We start from the raw sequence: 23,834 nt of genomic DNA on the forward strand, positions 1-23,834 counted from the left end.
GGCCGATCGGCACGAGTTGGTGGGTGCGCGCGGTACCCGGGATGGACGGAGGTCCGGGTGGCCGGATCGGGCCTGCCTCAGTTGCTCGCCATCAGTGACCTGCACGTGGTCTACAAGGAGAACCGGGCCGTCGTCGAGGGGCTGCGGCCGGAGACCGACGACGACTGGCTGATCGTCGCCGGCGACGTCGGCGAGTTCGTCAGCGACATCGAGTGGGCGCTGGGCCTGCTCAGCCGCCGCTTCGCCAAGGTGATCTGGGCGCCGGGCAACCACGAGCTGTGGACGCCCCGCGACGACCCGAACCAGCTCCGGGGCGAGGCCCGCTACCGGCACCTGGTGGAGCTGTGCCGGGGCCTCGGCGTCGTCACCCCGGAGGATCCCTACCCGATCTGGGACCCGCAGGGCGATCCGGTGCTCGTCGCCCCGCTCTTCCTGCTGTACGACTACACCTTCCGGCCGCCCGGGACGTACACCAAGGAACAGGCCCTCGAACGGGCCCACGAGGTCGGCGTGGTCTGCACCGACGAGATCCTGCTGCACCCCGACCCGTACCCGACGCGCGACGCGTGGTGCCGGGCCCGGCTGACCCACACCGAGCGGCGGCTCACCGAGGAGCGGAACGGGCTGCCCACCATTCTGGTCAACCACTTTCCCCTCGTCCGGGAACCCACCCGGATTCTGCGGTATCCGGAGTTCGCGCAATGGTGCGGCACCGAGGCCACGGCCGACTGGCACGTGCGCTTCGACGCCCGCGTGGCGGTGTACGGACACCTGCACATCCCACGGACCACCTGGTACGACGGGGTCCGCTTCGAGGAGGTCTCGGTCGGCTATCCACGGGAGTGGCGGCGCCGCGCCACGCCGCCCGGACGGCTCCGCCAGATTCTGCCGCAGACCGTCCAGCACCGCGTCTGACCGGCCCCGTTCGTGTCGATCGTCGTGCTGCGACGCCCACCGCGACGGCCCGTCAGGACCGCCCGATCAGGGGTCCGTTAGGGGTTGGGGGCGAGGTCGGCGCTCAGTACCGTCCACTCACGGTGGCGGGCATGGGTCGGCAGGGTGGTCGGCGCGGTGTCGCGGCGGGCGCTTGAACAGGTACCGGAAACAAAAACTGAAATTGAAATAGGAATTGCGTCCATGCGCCGAATGGTCAGGTCTCCACCGAAATGTGCGCGGAGTCGGGCCGCCGGTGGTGGTGTGGTCAGCGAATCGGCAGATTCTGATCGATAGCAAGCTCTGGGCGGGTGGGTCATGGCGGACGAAGACAAGCTCCTCGAACACCTGAAGTGGGTGACCTCCGAGCTCCGCCTGGCGCGTCGGCGCCTGAGCGAGCTGGAGAACGAGGATTCGGAGCCGATCGCGATCGTCGGCATGGCCTGCCGGTTCCCCGGCGGGGTCGCCTCGCCCGAGGACCTGTGGGACCTCGTCGCCGAAGGCGTGGACGCCACCGGCACGTTCCCCGAGGATCGGGGCTGGGACCTGGACCGGCTGTACGACCCGGACCCGGACCACCAGGGCACCACCTACAGCAACCGGGGCGGCTTCCTGGCCGACGCCGGGCTGTTCGACCCGTCCCTGTTCGGGATCTCGCCGCGCGAGGCGCTGGCCATGGACCCGCAGCAGCGGCTCCTGCTGGAGGTGACCTGGGAGGTCTTCGAGCGGGCCGGCCTCGACACCGCGTCGCTGCGGGGCAGCCGCACCGGCGTCTTCGTCGGCACGGCCGGCCAGGACTACACCAGCGTCCTGCGGCAACTGCCCGAGGGCACCGAGGGGTACGTCCTCACCGGCACCGCGGCGAGCGTCATGTCGGGCCGGCTGGCGTACTCCTTCGGACTGGAGGGGCCGGCCGTCACGATCGACACCGCCTGCTCGTCCTCGCTCGTCGCCCTGCACCTGGCCGGCCAGGCGCTGCGTGACGGCGAGTGCTCCCTCGCGGTGGCCGGCGGCGTGACCGTGCTGGCCACCCCCGGCGCCTTCGTCGAGTTCTCCCGGCAGCGCGGGCTCGCCTCCGATGGCCGGTGCAAGGCGTTCTCGGCCGACGCCGACGGCACCGGCTGGTCCGAGGGCGTCGCCATGCTGCTCGTCGAGCGGCTCTCCGACGCCCGGCGCAACGGCCACCCCGTCCTCGCGGTGATCCGCGGCAGCGCCGTCAACCAGGACGGCGCCAGCAGTGGGCTGACCGCCCCGAACGGCCCCGCCCAGCAGAGGGTCATCCGGCAGGCGCTGGAGAACGCCCGGCTGACGCCGGCCGACATCGACGCCGTGGAGGCACACGGCACCGGCACCCGGCTCGGCGACCCGATCGAGGCGCAGGCGTTGCTGGCCACGTACGGCCAGGGCCGGACGGCCGACCGTCCGCTGTGGCTGGGGTCCCTGAAGTCGAACATCGGCCACCCCCAGGCCGCCGCCGGCGCCGGCGGCGTCATCAAGATGGTGATGGCGATGCGGCACGGTGTGCTGCCGCCCACCCTGCACGTGGCGCAGCCGTCCCCGCACATCGACTGGTCGACGGGGGCGGTGTCCCTGCTCGACGCGGCCCGCCCGTGGGCCGGCGGCGAACACGTCCGGCGGGCGGCCGTCTCGTCCTTCGGCATGAGCGGCACCAACGCGCACCTCGTCCTGGAGCAGGCCCCGGCCCCCGAGACGCCGGAGGACGCCCCCGCGCCGTCCCGTCGGCCCCCGGCCGCGCCGGTGCTGCTCTCCGCCGCGCACCCCGCCGCGCTCGCCGGCCAGGCCGGCCGCTGGGCCGACTGGCTGGCCGCCGACGGGGACCTGCGTCCCCTGGATGTCGGCTGGTCGTCGGTCGCGTCCCGGTCGACCCTGGACAGCCGGGCCGTGCTGGCCGCGACCGACCGGGACGGCCTGCTGGCCGGGCTGCGTGCCGTGGCGGCGGGTGAGTCGTCGGGTGCGGTGGTCACCGGCTCCGCGGTGGATCGGGGCCCGCTGGCGGTGCTGTTCTCCGGCCAGGGGGCGCAGCGCGCCGGGATGGGCCGCGAGTTGTACGAGGGGTTCCCCGTCTTCGCCGCCGCGCTGGACGAGGTGTGTGGGCTGCTGGATGGGCTGTTGCCGCAGCCGTTGAAGCCGGTGCTGTTCGCGGCGGAGGGCACGCCGGACGCCGATCTCCTCGATCAGACCGTGTTCACCCAGGCGGGTCTGTTCGCGGTCGAGGTGGCGTTGTTCCGGCTGGTCGAGTCGTTCGGTGTGGTGCCGGACTTCGTGGGTGGGCACTCGATCGGCGAGATCACGGCCGCGTACGTGGCGGGGGTGTTGTCGCTGGCGGACGCGTGTGTCCTGGTGGCGGCTCGTGGCCGGTTGATGCAGGCGTTGCCGGCCGGTGGCGGGATGCTGGCGGTGGGCGCGTCCGAGGCGGACGTGGCGGAGAGCCTGGGCGGTCTTGCCGACCGGGTCGGGATCGCGGCCGTGAACGGTCCGTCGGCCGTCGTGGTGTCCGGTGCGGTCGACGCCCTCGACGAGGTGGAGCGGGTGTGGCGGGGCCGGGGGACCCGGACCCGTCGGTTGACGGTGAGTCACGCGTTCCACAGCCCGCTGATGGAGCCGATGCTGGCGGAGTTCCGGTCGGTGCTGGCCGGGCTGACGTTCGCGGCGCCCCGGTTGCCGGTGGTGTCGAACGTGACCGGCGGGTTGGCCGTTGGCGATGAGTTGCGTACTCCGGAGTACTGGGTGCGGCATGTGCGGGAGGCGGTGCGGTTCGCCGACGGGGTCACGGCGCTGCGGGACGCCGGGGTGGACACGTTCCTGGAGGTCGGTCCGCAGAGCGTCCTGACGGCGGTGGCGGCCGATGTGTTGCCTGCTGGCGGGGATGTGTTGGCGGTGGCGGTGCAGCGTCGGGACCGGTCGGAGGCGCAGGCGCTGCTGGTGGCCCTGGGTGAGTTGCACGTGCACGGCGTCCCGGTGACGTGGCAGCCGTGGTTCGCCGGGGCCGGCGCGCAGCGGGTCGAGCTGCCGACGTACGCGTTCCAGCGGGAGCGGTTCTGGCCCGAGGCGGTGTCGTGGCAGGTCGGCGACGTGTCCGGCGCAGGGCTGGGCGTCGCGGGCCACCCGCTGCTCGGCGCGGCGGTGCGCCTCGCCGGGGACGACGAGGTGTTGTTGACGGGGCGGTTGTCGGCTGGCACTCATCCGTGGTTGGCGGAGCATGTGGTGGCTGGTTCGGTGGTGGTGCCGGGTACGGCGTTGGTGGAGTTGGCGGTGCGGGCCGGTGACGAGGTGGGTGTGTCGCGGGTGCGGGAGCTGACGGTCCTGACGCCGTTGGCGTTGCCGGCGTCGGCGGGGGTGCGGGTGCAGGTGCGCGTCGGCGCGGCCGACCCGTCCGGCGCCCGGTCGGTGACCGTGCACTCGCAGCCGGACGAGGAGGCCGACGGGGCCTGGGTCCGGCACGCCGAGGGTGCGCTGGAGCCGGTGTCGGCCGACGAGCCGGTGCTGGGGGAGTGGCCGCCGGTCGGTGCGGCCGAGGTGGATCTGACCGGGTGGTACACCACTCTGGCGGGGCATGGTCTGGCGTACGGGCCGGTGTTCCAGGGTCTGCGGCGGGCGTGGACCGGGGCCGGTGAGGCGTACGCCGAGGTGGCCCTTCCCGAGCAGGCGGCGGGCGACGCGGCGGCGTTCGGAGTGCACCCGGCTTTGCTGGACGCGGCGTTGCACCCGGTGGCGTCGCTGCTGGCCGGCGAGGGTGGCGGGGCGCGGGTGCCGTTCGCGTTCTCCGGCGTGCAGGTGCACGCCTCGGGTGCGCGGGCGCTGCGGGTCCGGCTGACCCGCGAGGGATCCGGCGTGCGCGTGGTGGCGGTGGACGAGTCCGGCGCGGCCGTGGTGTCGGTGGACTCGCTGGTGTTGCGGGAGATGACGGCGGTGGCCGCCCCGGGCGCGGCGGCGCGGTCGCTGTTCGAGGTGACGTGGCTGCCGGAGGAGATCACCCCGGCCGATGACCTGTCCGGCTGGGCGCTGCTCGGGCCGTCGATCGGCGGGCTCGACCTGCCGGGCTTCCCCGACGTCGACGCGCTCGCCACGGCGCTCGCCGACGCGCGGGCCGAGTCCCCCCGGGCCCTGCTGTGGACGCCCGGCGCGGCCCCCGGCGTCGACGTTCCCGACGCGGTGCGCGCGACCACGAACGACGCCCTGACCGTGGTGCGGTCCTGGCTCGCCGCCGACGCACTCGCCGACGCGAAGCTCGTCGTGGTCACCCGGGGCGCCGTCGTCGCCCGGGACGAGGACCAGGTGACCGACCTGGCGGGCGCCGCCGTGTGGGGCCTACTGCGCTCGGCGCAGTCGGAGCACCCCGACCGGATCGTCCTCGCCGACGTCGAGGGTCCGCTCGACCCGGAGACCCTCGCGGTGCTGGCCGGCGTCGTAGCCGACCCGACGGCGACCGGCGGCCAGCTCGCCGTCCGCGCCGACGGGACGTTCGTGCCCCGGCTGGTCCGGCCCACGGCCGACGAGCTGACCCCGCCGCCGTCCGGGGCGTGGCACCTGGCGGCCGTCGCCCCCGGCACCCTCGACGGGATCGCGCTGGTGCCGGCCACCACCCCTGCCGCCCTCGAAGCGGGGCAGGTGCGGGTCGCGGTGCGGGCGGCCGGGGTGAACTTCCGGGATGTGTTGATCGCGTTGGGGATGTATCCGGATCCGTCGGCGGTGATGGGCAGTGAGGGTGCGGGTGTGGTGGTGGAGGTCGGTCCGGGGGTGACCGACCTGGCCCCGGGCGACCGGGTGATGGGCATGTTCGAGCTGGGCTTCGGCCCGTTCGCGGTCGCCAGCCGGGAGCGCCTCGCCCGGATGCCCGCCGGCTGGTCGTTCGCGCAGGCCGCGTCCGTACCCCTCGTCTTCCTGACGGCGTGGTACGCGTTGCGGGATCTGGCGGGGTTGCGGGCGGGTGAGTCGGTGTTGGTCCACTCGGGTGCGGGTGGGGTGGGTATGGCGGCGATTCAGTTGGCGCGGCATCTGGGTGCGACGGTGTATGCGACGGCGAGTCCTGGTAAGTGGGGGGTGTTGCGGGGTCTGGGGGTGGATGCGGAGCGTATTGCGTCGTCGCGGACGACGGAGTTCGAGCGGGTGTTCGGGTCGGTGTCGGGTGGTGCCGGGGTGGATGTGGTGCTCGACGCCCTGGCGGGTGAGTTCGTCGACGCGTCGTTGCGGTTGCTGCCGCGTGGTGGCCGGTTCGTCGAGATGGGCAAGACCGACGTCCGCGACCCGCAGGCGGTGGCGGCCGAATACCCGGGCGTGGAGTACCGGTCGTTCGACCTGAACGAGGCCGGCAGCGCCCGGATCGGCGAGATGCTGGCCGAGTTGTTGGCGTTGTTCGAGCAGGGCGCGTTGCGTCCGTTGCCGGTGCGGGTGTGGGACGTTCAGCACGCCCGGCGGGCGTTGCGGCACATGAGTCAGGCCCGGCACGTGGGCAAGGTGGTGCTGCGGATCCCCGCCCCGATCGATCCGGACGGCACCACGCTGATCACCGGCGCGGGCGGAACGCTGGCCGGGGTGGTGGCCCGGCACCTCGTGGCCACCGGCCAGTCCCGGAACCTGCTGCTCGCCTCCCGCCGGCACCCCGACGACGACGGCCGGGACGACTACGCCGCCCTGGTCCGCGAGCTGACCGACGCGGGTGCGCGGGTGTCCGCCGTCGCGGTCGACGTCAGCGACCCCGCGCAGGTCAGGGAGCTGATCGGCCGGGTCGACCCGGCGCACCCGCTGACCGCGGTGGTGCACGCCGCCGGGGTGCTCGCCGACGCCACCGTCACCTCGCTCGACGAGCGGGCCATCGCCACGGTGATGGCGCCGAAGGTCGACGCCGGGTGGGCGCTGCACGAGGCCACGGCCGATCTGGACCTTGCCGCGTTCGTGACGTTCTCCTCCCTCGCGGCCACCCTCGGCTCGCCCGGGCAGGGCAACTACGCGGCGGCGAACGCGTTCCTCGACGCCCTGGCCGGGCACCGCCGGCAGCGGGGCCTGGCCGCGACGAGCGTCGCCTGGGGCCTGTGGGCCACCACCAGCGGGATGACCGCGCACCTCGACGGCGACGACCAGCAGCGGCAGCGGCAGGTCGGGATGACCGGCCTCTCCGCGACCGAGGGCGCGGAACTGTTCGACGCGGCCCTGCCGGCGGTGTCCCCGGTGGTCGTGGCGGCCCGGTTGCAGGTCACCGGCGACACGTCACAGGTGCCGCCGCTGCTGCGGCAGCTCGTGCGCGCCGGCGGCCGACGGCGGGCCGGTGGTGCCCCCACGGCGGGGGCCTCCTGGCGGGACCGGCTCGTCGGCCTGCCCGAGGCGGACGCCCGGCGGCTGCTGGTGGAGCTGGTCTGCGGGCAGGCCGCAGCCGTGCTGGGCCACGCCTCCGCACAGGCCGTGCCGGCCGCCCGCGCGTTCAAGGAACTGGGCTTCGACTCGCTCACCTCGGTGGAGCTGCGCAACCGGCTGGGCTCGGCGACCGGGCTGCGGCTGCCCGCCACGCTGGCCTTCGACCACCCCACCCCGGCCCGGCTCGCCGAGTACCTGTTCGGGCAGCTCGGCCTCGCCGCGACCGACGCCGCCGTGGCCGTCCGCCCGGTCGGCGTCGGCGCGACCGACGAGCCGGTGGCGATCATCGGGATGGCCTGCCGCTACCCGGGCGGGGTGGCCAGCCCGGAGCAGTTGTGGCAGCTCGTCACCTCCGGCGCCGACGCGATCGGCGGGTTCCCCACCGACCGGGGCTGGGACCTGGACCGCCTGTACGACACCGGCAGCACCGTCACCGACCAGGGCGGCTTCCTCTACGAAGCCGCCGACTTCGACGCCGGCTTCTTCAACATCAGCCCCCGTGAGGCCCTCGCCATGGACCCGCAGCAGCGGCTGCTGCTGGAGACCGCCTGGGAGGCCTTCGAGTACGCCGGTGTCGACCCCGACGGCGTGACCGGTACCGCCACCGGCGTCTTCGTCGGGGCGGCCTCCTCCGGCTACGCCACGGGCGGGAACGAGGACCTGGACGGCCTCGAGGGGCACCTGCTGACCGGCACGGCCGGCAGCGTCGCCTCCGGACGGGTCTCCTACACCTTCGGGCTCGAGGGCCCCGCCGTCACCGTCGACACCGCCTGCTCGTCGTCCCTGGTCGCCCTGCACCTCGCCGCCCAGGCCCTGCGCGGCGGCGAGTGCGACCTGGCGCTGGCCGGCGGCGTCGCCCTGATGGCGCTGCCCGGCATGTTCTCGGAGTTCTCCCGTCAGGGCGGCCTGGCCCCCGACGGCCGGTGCAAGGCGTTCGCCGCGTCCGCCGACGGCACCGGCTGGTCCGAGGGCGTGGGCATGCTGCTCGTGGAGCGGCTGTCGGACGCCCGGCGCAACGGGCACCGGGTGCTGGCGGTGGTGCGCGGCAGCGCCGTGAACCAGGACGGCGCGTCCAACGGCCTCACCGCGCCGAACGGGCCGTCGCAGCAGCGGGTGATCCGGCAGGCCCTGGCCAACGCCCGGCTCGGCGCCTCCGACGTGGACGCCGTCGAGGCGCACGGGACCGGCACCATGCTGGGCGACCCGATCGAGGCGCAGGCGCTGCTGGCCACGTATGGGCAGGACCGGCCGGTGGACCGGCCGCTGTTCCTCGGGTCGATCAAGTCGAACATCGGGCACTCCCAGGCCGCGGCCGGGGTGGCCGGCGTGATCAAGATGATCATGGCGATCCGGCACGGTCTGCTGCCGTCCACCCTGCACGTGGACCAGCCGTCCCCGCACATCGACTGGGACTCCGGCGCGGTGGCGCTGCTCACCGAGCCACGGCCGTGGCCCGCCGTCGACCGGCCCCGCCGCGCCGCCGTGTCCTCGTTCGGGATCAGCGGCACCAACGTGCACACCATCATCGAGCAGGCGCCCGACGACAGCGCCCCTGCCGCCCGGCCGACCCCCGCCCCGGAGCAGCCCGGCCTGGCCGGCCCGGCCGGCGTGCCCCTGACGGTGTCCGGGCGCAGCCCGCAGGCCCTGCGGGAGCAGGCCTCCCGGATCCGTGGGCAGTTCGCCGAGGACGCCGACCTGACCCTCGCCGACCTGGGGCTCTCCCTCGCCACCCGACGGGCCCACCACCCGTACCGGGCGGTCGTGGTCGCCGCTGACCGGGAAGCCGCCCTCGCCGAGTTGGCCGTGCTCGCCGGCTCCGAGGCCGCCCCGACCCCCGTCGACGGCACGCCGAAGGTCGCCTACGTCTTCCCCGGCCAGGGCTCGCAGTGGGTCGGGATGGCGCTGGACCTGCTGGAGTCGTCCCCGGCCTTCCGGGAGCGGATGCGGGAGTGCGCCGAGGAGCTGTCCCGGCTGGTGGACTGGTCGCTGGACGACGTGCTGCGGCAGGCGCCCGGCGCGCCGCCGCTGGACCGGGTCGACGTGGTCCAGCCCGCCCTGTTCTCCGTGATGGTGTCCCTCGCGCGGCTGTGGAAGGCGTGCGGGGTCGCCCCGGACGCCGTCGTCGGCCACTCGCAGGGCGAGATCGCCGCCGCGTGCGCCGCCGGCGCCCTCACCCTCCCGGACGCGATGCGGCTGGTCGTGGCGCGCAGCCGCGGCCTGCTGGCGATCTCGGGCCGGGGCGGCATGCTCTCCGTGCCCCTGTCGGCCGCCGACACCGAGCAGCTCATCGCCCCGTGGGCGGACACCCTGTCGATCGCCGCCATCAACGGCGCCGCCGTGACCGTCGTCTCCGGCGCCGCGGAGTCCGTCGACGCGCTGCTCGCGCACTGCGCCGAGCGCGACCTGCGGGCCCGGCGGATCGCCGTCGACTACGCCTCGCACAGCCCGCACGTCGAGGCGGTCCGCGACGACCTGTCGGCCGCGCTCGGCGCCGTCGACGCCGAGTCGACCGCCGTGTCCTTCTACTCGACGGTGACCGGCGACCTCATCGACACCGCCCAGCTCGACGCCGACTACTGGTACCGCAACCTGCGCGAACCGGTCCGGCTCGCGCCGGTGGTCGACCGGCTGATCGCCGAGGGTTTCCGGGTCTTCGTGGAGGTCAGCCCCCACCCTGTGCTCAAGGTGGTGGTTCAGGACGCGCTCGACCGGGCCGCCGCCCCGGCCGGCCCCGGCGTGGTGGTGGGCTCCCTGCGCCGCGACGAGAGCGGCCCCGCGCAGCTGCTGTCCGGCCTGGCGGAGCTGTACGTCGCGGGTGTCGGCGTCGACTGGGCGAGGGTGTACGCCGGGTCCGGCGCCGCCCCGGTCGACCTGCCCACGTACGCGTTCCAGCGGGAGCGGTTCTGGCCGGCGGTGGACCGCTCGTTCGGCGGTGACGTCTCCGGCGCGGGACTCGGCGCGGCCGGCCACGGCCTGCTCGGCGCGGCGGTGCGCCTCGCCGGCGGCGACGAGGTGTTGTTGACGGGGCGGTTGTCGGCTGGCACTCATCCGTGGTTGGCGGAGCATGTGGTGGCTGGTTCGGTGGTGGTGCCGGGTACGGCGTTGGTGGAGTTGGCGGTGCGGGCCGGTGACGAGGTGGGTGTGTCGCGGGTGCGGGAGCTGACGGTCCTGACGCCGTTGGCGTTGCCGGCGTCGGCGGGGGTGCGGGTGCAGGTGCGCGTCGGCGCGGCCGGCCCGTCGGGCGCCCGGCTGGTGACCGTGCACTCCCAGCCGGAGGAGGACGACGACGCGGGCTGGGTCCGGCACGCGGAGGGCGTCCTGGAGGCCGCCTCCCCGGACGAGCCCGGCGTGGGCGACTGGCCGCCGGTCGGTGCGGCCGAGGTGGATCTGACCGGGTGGTACGCCACTCTGGCGGGGCATGGTCTGGCGTACGGGCCGGTGTTCCAGGGTCTGCGGCGGGCGTGGACCGCAGCCGGTGAGGCGTACGCCGAGGTGGCCCTGCCGGAACAGGCGGCGGGCGACGCCGCGCGGTTCGGGGTGCACCCGGCGCTGCTCGACGCCGCCCTGCACCCGATCGGCCTGCTGCTGACCGAGGGCTCCGGTGGGCCACGGATGCCGTTCGCGTTCGAGGGCGTGCAGGTGCACGCGTCGGGCGCCTCGGTGCTGCGGGTCCGGCTGACCCGAGCGGGCAGCGGTGTGCGGCTGGTCGCGGTCGACGGCACGGGCGCCCCGGTCGTGTCGGTGGACTCGCTCGTGCTGCGGGAGATGACCGGGGTCGCGGCCTCGGGCGCTGCGGCCCGGTCGCTGTTCGAGGTGAGCTGGCAGGCCGAGGACGTCACCCCCGCCACCGACCCCACCGGCCGGGTGCTGCTGGGCGACGCGGCCGGGACCACCGGGCCGGGAGTGGCCGGGTACCCCACCGTGGCCGACCTGGCCGCGGCCGTGGCCGCCGGAACGGCCGACCGGCCGCGCGTGCTGCTCCTGCCGGTGACGATCCCGCAGCCGGCGGACGCCGACGTGCCGGCGGCCGTGCGGACGGCCACGGCGCACGTGCTCGGCGTGCTCCAGTCCTGGCTGGACGCCGGGGAACTGGCGGACACCCGGCTCGTCGTGGTGACCCGGGGCGCCGTGGCGGCCGTCCCCGCCGACCAGCTGGGCGACCCGGTGGGCGCGGCGGTGTGGGGCCTGCTGCGCTCGGCGCAGTCGGAGCACCCCGACCGGATCGTCCTCGCCGACGTCGACCGGGACCTCTCACCCGAGCTGTGGGACCTGCTGGCCGGCGTCGCCGAGGACCCGTCGCCCACGGGCGGGCAGGTCGCGGTGCGCGGCGGCGAGGTCCGCTCCCCGCGCCTGACCCGCACCGGCGCCTCGGCCGACGACCTGACCCCGCCGGACGGGCTGTGGCACCTCGCCGCGACCGCCCCCGGCACCCTCGACGGGATCAGCCTCACGCCGGCCACCACCGCCCCCCTCGAAGCGGGGCAGGTGCGCATCGCCATGCGGGCGGCCGGGGTGAACTTCCGGGATGTGTTGATCGCGTTGGGGATGTATCCGGATCCGTCGGCGGTGATGGGCAGTGAGGGTGCGGGTGTGGTGGTGGAGGTCGGTCCGGGGGTGACCGACCTGGCCCCGGGCGACCGGGTGATGGGCATGTTCGAACCCGCCTTCGGCCCCCAGGTCACCGCCACGCGGGAACTGGTCGCGAGGATCCCGGCCGGCTGGACCTTCGCCGAGGCGGCGTCCGTGCCGGTGGTGTTCCTGACGGCGTGGTATGCGTTGCGGGATCTGGCGGGGTTGCGGGCGGGTGAGTCGGTGTTGGTCCACTCGGGTGCGGGTGGGGTGGGTATGGCGGCGATTCAGTTGGCGCGGCATCTGGGTGCGACGGTGTATGCGACGGCGAGTCCTGGTAAGTGGGGGGTGTTGCGGGGTCTGGGGGTGGATGCGGAGCGGATTGCGTCGTCGCGGACGACGGAGTTCGAGCGGGTGTTCGGGTCGGTGTCGGGTGGTGCCGGGGTGGATGTGGTGCTCGACGCCCTGGCGGGTGAGTTCGTCGACGCGTCGTTGCGGTTGCTGCCGCGTGGTGGCCGGTTCGTCGAGATGGGCAAGACCGACATCCGCGACCCCCGCCAGGTCGCCGAGCGCCACCCCGGCGTGACCTACCGGGCGTTCGACCTCAACGAGGCCGGGCACGCCCGCATCAGCGAGATGCTGACCGAGTTGTTGGCGCTGTTCGAGCAGGGCGCGTTGCGTCCGTTGCCGGTGCGGGTGTGGGACGTTCAGCACGCCCGGCGGGCGTTGCGGCACATGAGTCAGGCCCGGCACGTGGGCAAGGTGGTGCTGCGGATCCCCGCCCCGATCGATCCGGACGGCACCACGCTGATCACCGGCGCCGGCGGCGCCCTGGCCGGGGTGTTCGCCCGGCACCTCGTGGCCACCGGCCAGTCCCGGAACCTGCTGCTCGCCTCCCGCCGGGGCCCCGAGGCCTACCGCGACCTGGTGGCGGAGCTGACCAGCCTCGGCGCCCACGTCACCACCGCCACCGCCGACGTCGCCGACCCCGACCAGGTCGCCGGCCTGCTGGCGCAGGTCGACCCGGCGCACCCGCTGACCGCCGTGGTGCACACCGCCGGCGTGATCGCCGACGCCACCATCGGCTCCCTCGACGAGCAGGCCCTCGACGCGGTGCTGACCCCGAAGGTCGACGCCGGCTGGGCGCTGCACCGGGCGACCCGCGACGTCGACCTGGCCGCCTTCGCGGTGTTCTCCTCGGTGGCGGCCACCCTCGGCTCGCCCGGGCAGGGCAACTACTCGGCGGCGAACGGGTTCCTCGACGCCCTCGCCCGCCTCCGCCAGCAGCAGGGGCTGCCCGCCACCAGCCTCGCCTGGGGACTGTGGGACACCGCCAGCGCGATGACCGCCCACCTCGGCGGCAACGCCCACCGCCGGGCGATCCGGACCACCAGCGCCCCGCTGACCGAGGTCGAGGGCACCGCCCTGTTCGACCTGGCCCGGCAGTACGGCGGCGTGCACCTCGTACTCATGAACCTGCCGCCGGCCACGGCCCGGCCGGCGGCCGGCGCGGTGCCCAGCATGCTGCGCGAGCTGGTCCGCCCCACCGGCCCCGTCCGGCGGACCGCCGGGCAGGGACCTGCCGACACCGCCTCGGAACGCGGGCGGCTGGCCACGCTCAGCTCCGCGCAGCGGCGCAGCCACCTGCTCGACCTGGTCGCCGCGAGCGTGGCCGCCGTGCTGGGGCACCGCTCCGCCGACCGCGTCGACGCCCAGCGCGGCTTCAAGGAGCTGGGCTTCGACTCGCTGACCTCGGTGGAACTGCGCAACCGGCTGGCCACCGCCACCGGGCTGCGGCTGCCCGCCACCGTGGCGTTCGACTACCCCACCCCGGTCGTCCTCGCCGACTTCCTCGACCGGGAGCTCGGCGGCGTCGAGGCCCCCGCCGCCGGCAAGACGGCCGGCGCGGCCACCACCCTCGACGAGCCCATCGCGATCATCGGCATGGCCTGCCGGTTCCCCGGCGACGTGCAGACCCCCGAGCAGCTCTGGGACCTGGTCACGGCCGGGGCCGACGTCATCGCGCCGTTCCCCACCGACCGCGGCTGGGACCCGGACGACCTGCGGACCGGCGACGACGGCAACGGCCCCCGCCAGGGTGGCTTCCTGCACGACGCGGCCGAGTTCGACGCCGGCTTCTTCGGGATCTCACCCCGGGAGGCGCTGGCCATGGACCCGCAGCAGCGGCTGCTGCTGGAGACCTCCTGGGAGGCCTTCGAGCGGGCGGGCATCGACCCCCACACGGCCCGGGGCAGCAGCACCGGCGTCTACGTCGGACTCATCTACCACGACTACGCGTCCCAGGCCGCCGACACCACCGACGAGCTGGACGGCTACGTCGGCAACGGCAGCGCCGGCAGCGTCGCGTCGGGCCGGATCTCGTACCTGTTCGGCCTGGAGGGCCCCGCCGTCACCGTCGACACCGCCTGCTCCTCCTCGCTGGTCGCCCTGCACCTGGCCACCCAGGCGCTGCGCCAGGACGAGTGCCGGCTCGCGCTCGCCGGCGGCGTCAGCGTGATGTCCACCCCCGGCATGCTCACCGAGTTCTCCCGGCAGCGCGGCCTCTCGCCCGACGGCCGGTGCAAGGCCTTCGGCGCGGGCGCCGACGGCACCGGCTTCGCCGAGGGCATCGGCATGCTGCTGCTGGAACGCCTCTCCGACGCACAGCGCAACGGGCACCGCGTCCTCGCCGTGGTGCGGGGCAGCGCGGTCAACCAGGACGGCGCGAGCAGCGGCCTGACCGCCCCGAACGGCCCCGCCCAGCAGCGGGTCATCCGGCAGGCCCTGGCCAACGCCCGTCTCACGGCGGCGGACGTGGACGCCGTCGAGGCGCACGGCACCGGCACCCCCCTCGGCGACCCGATCGAGGCGCAGGCGCTGCTGGCCACGTACGGCCAGGACCGGCCCGCCGACCGGCCGCTGCTGCTCGGCTCGATCAAGTCCAACATCGGGCACGCGCAGGCCGCCGCCGGTGTCGCCGGTGTGATCAAGATGGTGCTGGCGATGCGGCACGGACTGCTGCCGTCGACCCTGCACGTCGACGAGCCGTCCCCGCACATCGACTGGGACGCCGGGGCGGTGGAACTGCTCACCGAGACCCGCCGCTGGCCGTCCCTGGACCGGCCCCGTCGCGCCGCCGTGTCCTCCTTCGGGATCAGCGGAACCAACGCGCACACCATCATCGAGCAGGCGCCGACGGCGGCCCCCGCGACCGCCCCGGCGGTGGTCGGTGAGGTCCCCGGCGGCCTCGTACCCTGCGTCCTGTCGGCGCGCGGCGACGCCGCCCTGCGCGGGCAGGCCCGACGGCTGCACGGCCTGGCGGCCGACCGGTCGGACCTGACCGTCGCCGGGATCGGGCGCGCGCTGGCCACCGGCCGGTCCGTCTTCGAGCACCGCGCCGTCCTGCTGGCAGCCGACCGGGGCGGCCTGCTGTCCGCCCTGGACGCGTTCGCCGACGGGCAGCCCTCGCCCGCCGTCGTCCAGGGCACCGCACGGGGCGGGCGCATCGCCGTCGTCTTCTCCGGGCAGGGCGCGCAGCGCGCCGGCATGGGCCGGGAGCTGTACGCCGCGTACCCCGTCTTCGCCGCCGCGCTGGACGAGGCGTGCGCCCACCTCGACCCGCACCTGCCCCGCCCGCTGCGGGACGCGCTGAACGCCCCGGCGGGCTCGGCCGACGCCGAGCTGCTGGACCAGACCGCCTTCACCCAGGCCGGCCTGTTCGCCGTCGAGGTGGCCCTGTTCCGCCTCGTCGAGTCGTACGGGATCGTGCCGGACTTCGTCGCCGGCCACTCGATCGGCGAGGTGACCGCCGCGTATGTGGCCGGGGTGCTCTCCCTCGACGACGCGTGCGCCCTGGTGGGCGCGCGGGGCCGGCTGATGCAGGCCCTGCCGGCCGGCGGCGGGATGCTCGCCGTCGCCGCCGACGAGGCAACGGTCGCCGAGGACCTGGCCGGCCTGGCCGACCGCGTCGGGATCGCGGCGGTCAACGGGCCGACCGCGGTGGTGGTCTCCGGGGTGCTCGACGCGCTGGACGCCCTGGAGCGGACCTGGTCCGCCCGGGGGATGCGTACCCGCCGGCTGCGGGTCAGCCACGCCTTCCACAGCCCTCTGGTGGAACCGATGCTGGCCGAGTTCCGGGCGGTCCTCGACGGGCTGACCTTCCGCCCGCCGCTGCTGCCGGTGGTCTCCAACCTCACCGGCGGGATCGCCGACGCCGAGGAGATCGGCACCCCCGACTACTGGGTGCGGCACGTCCGGGAGGCCGTCCGCTTCGCCGACGGCGTCGCCTGCCTGCGGCAGCGCAACGTCGGCACGTTCCTCGAAATCGGCCCGGACGCGGTCCTCGCCGGCATGGTCCGCAGCTGCCTGCCGGACGACGACCCGGCCACGTCTGCGGTCGCGGTCGTCGCGGCGCTGCGCCCCGGCCGGCCGGAACCCGTCTCGCTGCTGCACGCGCTGGCGGAACTGCACGTCCACGGCGTGCCCGTGACCTGGTCCGCCCTGCTGCCGGGCGCGAACCCCGTCGACCTGCCGACGTACGCGTTCCAGCGGCAGCGGTACTGGCCCAACGTCGGCCGGCTGCGCGCCGGTGACGTGGCCGGCGCGGGCCTCGGCGCGGCCGGGCACGGGCTGCTCGGCGCCGCCGTCGACCTGGCCGGCGACGGCGAGGTCGTGCTGACCGGCCGGCTGGCGCTCGCCACCCGGCCGTGGCTCGCCGACCACGCGGTGTCGGGCGCGGTGCTGCTGCCGGGCACCGCGCTGGTGGAACTCGCGGTGCGGGCCGGCGACGAGGTGGGCGCGTCCCGGGTACGGGAGCTGACCATCGCCGCGCCGCTGGTGCTCCCGCCCTCCGGCGGCGTGCGCATCCAGGTCCGGGTGTCGGCGCCGGGATACGCGCCGCAGCGCACCGTCACCATCCACTCCCGACCCGACGACGCCCCCGACGCGGGGTGGACCCGGCACGCCGACGGGGTGCTGGAACCGGCGTCCGCCGTTGAGCCGGGCGTCGGCCCCTGGCCGCCCGTGGGCGCCGACGAGGTCGACCTGACCGGCTGGTACGACGCGTTCGCCGAGCGCGGCCTGGCGTACGGTCCGGCGTTCCAGGGGCTGCGCCGGGTCTGGACGGGCGGCGGCGAGGTCTTCGCCGAGGTGGCCCTGCCCGACGACGCGGCCGGCGACGTCGCGCGGTTCGGCGTGCACCCGGCGCTGCTGGACGCCGCCCTGCACCCCGTCGCCCTGCTGTTCGAGGAGTCCGCCGCGCCCCGGGTGCCGTTCGCGTTCTCCGGTGTGCAGGTGCACGCCTCGGGCGCGCGGGTGCTGCGGGTGCGGCTGACCCGCGAGGGCACCGGCGTGCGGCTGGTCGCCGGTGACGAGGCCGGCACGCCGGTGGTGTCCGTGGACTCGCTGACCCTGCGGGAGCTGATCGGCCGGGCCGCCCCGGACGCGGCAGCCCGGTCGCTGTTCGAGGTCGCCTGGCGGGCCGCCGAGGTCGTCCCGGCCGACGTGCCGACTTGGGTGACCCTCGGTGAGCCGCGGGACGTCGCCACCGGGCGCGCCCACCGGACCGTCGCCGACCTGCTCGCCGCGCTCGACGGCGGCGCCGAGGCACCCGCCCTGCTGCTGCTCCCGGCCAACTCCCCGCAGGATGGCGCGGTGCCCGACGCGGTCGGCGCCCTCGCCTCGACGGTGCTGGCGGAGCTGCGGTCCTGGCTGGCCGCCGACGCCCTGGCGGACTCGAAGCTGGTGGTGGTGACCCGGGGCGCGGTGGCGGCCCGGGACGGCGACGCCGTGGACGATCTGGCGGGTGCGGCGGTGTGGGGCCTGCTGCGGTCGGCGCAGTCGGAGCATCCCGGCCGGATCGTCCTCGCGGATGTCGACGGTGACGTGGACGCGGGCCTGGTGGCCGTCCTGGCGCGGGTCGCCGAGGACGCCGCGGGCGCTCAGGTGGCCCTCCGCGCGGGCCGGGTGTTCGTGCCACGGCTGGTGCGCGCGTCCGGGTCGTCGTCGCACGCCCCGATCGTGGCGGACGCCGGCGCCGTCCTGGTGACCGGCGGCACCGGCGCGCTGGGCGCCCTCGTCGCGGAGCATCTGGTCCGGGCCCACGGGCTCCGGGCGCTGGTGCTGGCGTCCCGGCGGGGCCCGGCGGCCGCCGGCGCCGACGAGCTGGTCGAACGGCTGGCCGGGCTGGGCGCGTCCGCCCGGGTGGTGGCGTGCGACGTCACCGACCGGGCGCAGGTGGCCGGGCTGGTCGCGGACGTCACCTCGACGTGCCGGCTGGCGGGCGTCGTCCACCTGGCCGGTGTGCTCGACGACGGCCTCGTCGAGGGGCTGACGGCCGACCAGCTCGCGGGCGTCCTGGCGCCGAAGGTGTCGGCGGGCTGGCACCTGCACGAGGCGACGGCCGGCCTGGACCTGGACCTGTTCGTGCTGTTCTCCTCGATCGCGGGGGTGCTCGGCTCGCCGGGCCAGGCGGCGTACGCGGCGGGCAACGCGTTCCTGGACGCCCTGGCGGCGCACCGCAGGCAGGCCGGTCTGCCGGCGGTCAGCCTCGCGTGGGGGATGTGGAACACGGCCGGGATGGCGGCGTCCCTCGGCGGCGTCGACCGGGCCCGGTCGGGGCGGGCCGGCCTGACCGCGATGAGCGCCGACACCGGCCTGGCGCTGTTCGACGCGGCGCTGGCCGTGGACCGGCCGACCCTGGTGCCGGCGGTGATCGACGTGCCCGCGCTGCGGGCCGCCGCCGCCGGCGGCGTGGTGCCGCCGATGCTGCGGGCGCTGGTCGGCACGACCACGACGCGTCGCCAGGCGGGACAGGGCGGCGACAGCCTGGCCGGCCGGCTCGCCCGGCTCACCGAGGACGAGGGTCGGGCGCAGGTCGCCCTGCTCGTCCGGGGCCTGGCCGCGCAGGTGCTGGGGCACGACGGCGTGGAGGCGGTGCCGGCGGACCGGGCGTTCCGGGACCTCGGCTTCGACTCGCTGAGCGCGGTCGAGCTGCGCAACCGGGTCAACGCCGCGACGGGGCTGCGCCTCGGCTCGACCCTGGTCTTCGACTACCCCACCCCGCAGGCGCTGGCCGAGCACGTGCACGCCGACCTGCTGGGTACCAGCGTCGTCGAGGTCGGGCCGGATCTGCCGGCGACGGTCGGCGGCGACGAGCCGATCGCGATCGTGGGCATGGCCTGCCGGTACCCGGGCGGGGTGGAGACGCCCGAGCAGCTCTGGGCGTTGCTGGCCGGCGGCGGCGAGGGGATCGGGGAGTTCCCGGCCGACCGGGGCTGGGACCTGGAGACCCTGTTCGACCCGGACCCCGACCGCCCGGGCAGCTCCTACACCCGGCACGGCGGCTTCCTGTACGGGGCGGCCGAGTTCGATCCCGGCTTCTTCGGGATCAGTCCCCGTGAGGCTCTGGCGATGGATCCGCAGCAGCGGTTGCTGTTGGAGGCGTCGTGGGAGTCGTTCGAGTCGGCGGGGGTGGACCCGCAGTGGGTGCGGGGCAGCCGGACGGGTGTGTTCGCGGGTGTGATGTACCACGACTACGCCTCCGTCCTGATGGACGTGCCGGGCGAGGTCGAGGGGTACATCGGTACCGGCAACTCCGGCAGTGTGCTGTCGGGTCGGGTGGCGTACACGTTCGGTCTGGAGGGGCCGGCGGTGACGGTGGATACGGCGTGTTCGTCGTCGTTGGTGGCGTTGCATCTGGCGGTTCAGGCGTTGCGTAGTGGTGAGTGTGATTTGGCGCTTGCTGGTGGTGTGACGGTGATGGCGACGCCTGGGACGTTCATCGAGTTCTCGCGTCAGCGTGGCTTGTCGCAGGACGGTCGGTGTAAGTCGTTCGCCGCTGCCGCGGACGGCACGGGCTGGTCGGAGGGTGTGGGCGTCCTGCTGGTGCAGCGGCTGTCCGACGCGCAGCGGGAGGGGCGGAACATCCTGGCCGTCGTCAGGGGCACCGCCGTGAACCAGGACGGTGCGTCGAACGGGCTTACCGCGCCGAACGGTCCGTCGCAGCAGCGGGTGATCCGGCAGGCCCTGGCCAACGCCCGGCTCAGCTCGCAGCAGGTCGACGTGGTGGAGGCGCACGGCACCGGCACCACGCTGGGCGATCCGATCGAGGCGCAGGCGCTGCTGGCGACGTACGGGCAGGACCGGTCCGAGGATCGGCCCCTGCTGCTCGGGTCGGTGAAGTCGAACATCGGTCACACGCAGGCCGCCGCCGGGGTGGCGGGTGTGATCAAGATGATCATGGCGATGCGGCACGGTGTGGTGCCGGCGACGCTGCACGTCGACGAGCCGTCCCCGCACATCGACTGGACCGCTGGCGCGGTCACCCTGGCCACCGAGGCCACCCCATGGCCGGCGGTGAACCGGCCCCGTCGGGCGGCCGTGTCGTCCTTCGGGATCTCGGGCACCAACGCGCACGTCATCATCGAGCAGCCGCCCGCCGAGGTGATCGAGGGCGGGACGGTCGGCGACGTCACGCCTCCGCTGGTGCCGGTGCTGCTGTCGGCGCGCACCGACGTGGCGCTGGCCGCGCAGGCGGACCGGTGGACCCGGTGGCTCTCCGCCGGCCAGGGCCTCAGGGCCGTCGAGGTCGCCTGGTCCTCGGTCACCACCCGACCGGCCCTGACCCGCCGGGCCGTCGTCGTCGCGGCGCACCGCGACGACCTGCTGGCGGGGCTGACCGCCCTCGCCGGCGGTGAGCCGTCCGGCGCGGTGGTCACCGGCTCCGCCGTGGAACGCGGACCGCTGGCGGTGCTGTTCTCCGGCCAGGGCGCGCAGCGCGCCGGGATGGGCCGCGAGTTGTACGACGGGTTCCCCGTCTTCGCGTCGGCGCTGGACGAGGTGTGCGCCGAGTTGGACGGGTTGCTGCCGGGTCCGTTGAAGCCGGTGCTGTTCGCCGAGCCGGGCACGTCGGACGCCGATCTCCTCGATCAGACCGTGTTCACCCAGGCGGGTCTGTTCGCGGTCGAGGTGGCGTTGTTCCGGCTGGTGGAGTCGTTCGGTGTGGTGCCGGACTTCGTGGGCGGTCACTCGGTCGGTGAGATCACGGCCGCGCACGTCGCGGGGGTGCTGTCCCTGTCCGACGCGTGTGCCCTGGTGGCGGCCCGTGGTGGGTTGATGCAGGCGTTGCCGGCCGGTGGCGGGATGCTGGCGGTGGGCGCGTCCGAGGTGGACGTGGCGGAGAGCCTGGGCGGCCTCGCCGACCGGGCCGGAATCGCGGCGGTGAACGGGCCGGCGTCCGTGGTGGTCTCGGGCGAGGTCGCCGCCCTGGACGAGGTGGCGGAGTTCTGGCGGGGCCGGGGGACCCGGACCCGTCGGTTGACGGTGAGTCACGCGTTCCACAGCCCGCTGATGGAGCCGATGCTGGCCGAGTTCCGGTCGGTGCTGGCGGGGTTGAGTTTCGCGGCGCCGCTCCTGCCGGTGGTGTCGAACGTGACCGGCGGGCTGGCCGGCGGCGACGAGCTGCGTACTCCGGAGTACTGGGTGCGGCATGTGCGGGAGGCGGTGCGGTTCGCCGACGGGGTCACGGCGCTGCGGGACGCCGGGGTGGACACGTTCCTGGAGGTCGGTCCGCAGAGTGTCCTGACGGCGGTGGCGGCCGATGTGCTGCCTGCTGGCGGGGACGTGTTGGCGGTGGCGGTGCAGCGTCGGGACCGGTCGGAGGCGCAGGCGCTGCTGGTGGCCCTGGGTGAGTTGCACGTGCACGGCGTCCCGGTGACGTGGCAGCCGTGGTTCGCCGGGGCTGGGGCGACCCGGGTCGACCTGCCGACGTACGCGTTCCAGCGGGAGCGGTACTGGCCCGAGCCCGCCCGCCCGGCCCGCCGGCCGCTCGGCGACGGCGGCGACGCCGAGTTCTGGACGGCCGTGGAGAGCGGCGACCTCACCGCCCTCGCGACCCAGTTCGGCGACGGCGGTGACCTCGACGCCCTCGCCCCGGCCCTGCCGGTGCTGTCGACGTGGCACCGGGCCCGCCGGCAACGCGTCCTGGTCGACGGCTGGTCGTACCGGATCATGTGGAAGCGGACCGACTTCGCCGCCACCCCGGCGGGCACCTGGCTGCTGGTGTCGCCGCAGGACGACGACCCGGTCACCGGCGCGCGGACCGAGGAGGCCGCCAAGGCCCTGGCCTCGGCCGGCGCCGACGTGCTCCGGCTGACCGTCGACCCCGCCCGCACCGACCGGGACGACCTCGCCCGGCAGCTCGCCGAGACGCTGACCGACCGGCCGGTCACCGGCGTGCTCTCCCTGCTCGGCCTCCGCGACCAGCCGCACCCGGACAGCCCGGCCGTGCCCGTCGGCACGGCGGCCACCCTGCTGCTGCTCCAAGGACTGCACGACACCGGTACGAAGACCCGGCTGTGGTGCCTGACCCAGGGGGCCGTCGGCACCGGGGACGGCGACGCGGTCCGGCGGGTCGCCCAGAGCGGACTGTGGGGCCTCGGACTGGTCGCCGGACTGGAACACCCGCACCTGTGGGGCGGCCTCCTGGACCTGCCCGACGACGTCGACCCCGCCGTCTGGGACCGGCTGGTCCGGGTGGTCGCCGGCGCCGGGGACGAGGACCAGATCGCCGTACGGCCCACCGGCGTGTTCGTCCGGCGGCTCGCGCGGGCGGCAGCCGCCGCCCCGGCCGCCGGGGACCGCTGGCAGCCGTCGGGCACGGTGCTGATCACCGGCGGAACGGGGGCGCTCGGCGCCCACGTGGCCCGCTGGGCGGTCACCAACGGCGCCGCGCACGTGGTGCTGACCAGCCGCCGCGGCGAGCAGGCGGCGGGCGCCGGAGAGCTGCGGGAGGAACTGGCCGCGCGCGGCGCCCGGGTCTCGATCGTGGCGTGCGACGTCGCCGAACGGGACCAGGTCGCGGCCCTGCTGGCGACCCTGGACGAGGACCCGTCGCCGCTGACGGCGGTGGTGCACGCCGCCGGGGCCGGCGACGTCGGCCTGCTCGCCGAGACCGACCTGGCCGGCTTCGCCGCCGTCCTCGCCGGAAAGGTGGCCGGCGCGGTGCACCTGGACGACCTGCTCGGCGGCCGGCCGCTGGACGCGTTCGTGCTGTTCTCCTCGATCGCCGGGGTGTGGGGCAGCGGCGGGCAGGGCGCCTACGCGGCGGGCAACGCGTTCCTCGACGCGCTGGCCGACCAGCGGCGGGCCCGGGGCCTCGCGGCGACGTCGGTGGCGTGGGGGCCGTGGGCCGACGGTGGCATGGCCGGCGCCGAGGCCCAGCAGGCCCTGGCCCGGCGCGGCCTCGGCGCGATGGCGCCGGACGACGCCGTGCACGCCATGCGGTACGCCGTCGGCCAGCCCCGACCCGCCCTGACCGTGGCCGACGTCGACTGGACGGTGTTCGCCCCCGCGTACGCCTCGGCCCGCCCCCGGCCGTTGCTCGACGACCTCGCCGAGGCCCGGGACGCGCTGCGCGCCCCCGCCGACGAGCAGCCGGGCGGCGCCGCCGACGGGCTCCGGGAGCACCTGCGCACCCTGCCCCGCGCCGAGCAGCTCCGGCACCTGGTCGACCTGGTCCGCACCCACGCCTCGGCGGTGCTCGGTCACCCGGGCACGGACCGGGTCAAGCCCCGGCTGGCGTTCAAGGAGCTCGGGTTCGACTCGCTGACCGCGGTGGAGCTGCGCAACCGGCTCACCGCCGCGAGCGGGCTGCCGCTGCCGGCGACCCTCGTCTTCGACTACCCGAACCCCACCACCCTCGCGGAGCACCTGCTCGACGGGCTGCTCCCCGAGGCGCGGCGGTCGGACGGCCCGGACCCTTCGGAGTCGACGGTCCGCCAGGCCCTCGCGACCATCCCGCTGGCCCGGCTCCGGGACGCGGGCCTGCTGGAACTGCTGCTGAACCTCACCGACGCCGAGACCGACGCCGCCGAGTCCACCGACGAGAGCATCGACCTCATCGACGAGATGGACGCCGACACCCTCGTCAAGCTGGCGCTTGACGGATCCGATTCCTGACCCTT

The 23,834-nt window shown here is 75.3% G+C and carries 2 protein-coding genes; both read left to right on the top strand.

Annotated elements, in window-relative coordinates; genetic code table 11:
- Positions 1-57 precede the first annotated feature (57 nt).
- Positions 58-915, top strand: a complete 858-nt coding sequence (locus tag ACQPZO_RS09695) for a metallophosphoesterase family protein (RefSeq protein WP_433348949.1) — start codon at positions 58-60, stop codon at positions 913-915.
- Positions 916-1,251: 336 nt separating this feature from the next.
- The gene (locus ACQPZO_RS09700) at positions 1,252-23,829 is read left to right on the top strand and encodes a type I polyketide synthase (protein ID WP_433348951.1); all 22,578 of its coding nucleotides are present in this window, start codon (positions 1,252-1,254) and stop codon (positions 23,827-23,829) included.
- The last annotated feature ends 5 nt before the right edge of the window (positions 23,830-23,834 follow it).

Origin of the sequence: Micromonospora sp. CA-111912, from assembly GCF_050948415.1 — a bacterium.
GTDB lineage: Bacteria > Actinomycetota > Actinomycetes > Mycobacteriales > Micromonosporaceae > Micromonospora.

What these genes read in the sequence shown, in the direction of transcription:
- ACQPZO_RS09700 (WP_433348951.1), top strand. Translation starts at nt 1,252, where the DNA reads ATGGCGGACGAAGACAAGCTCCTCGAACACCTGAAGTGGGTGACCTCC.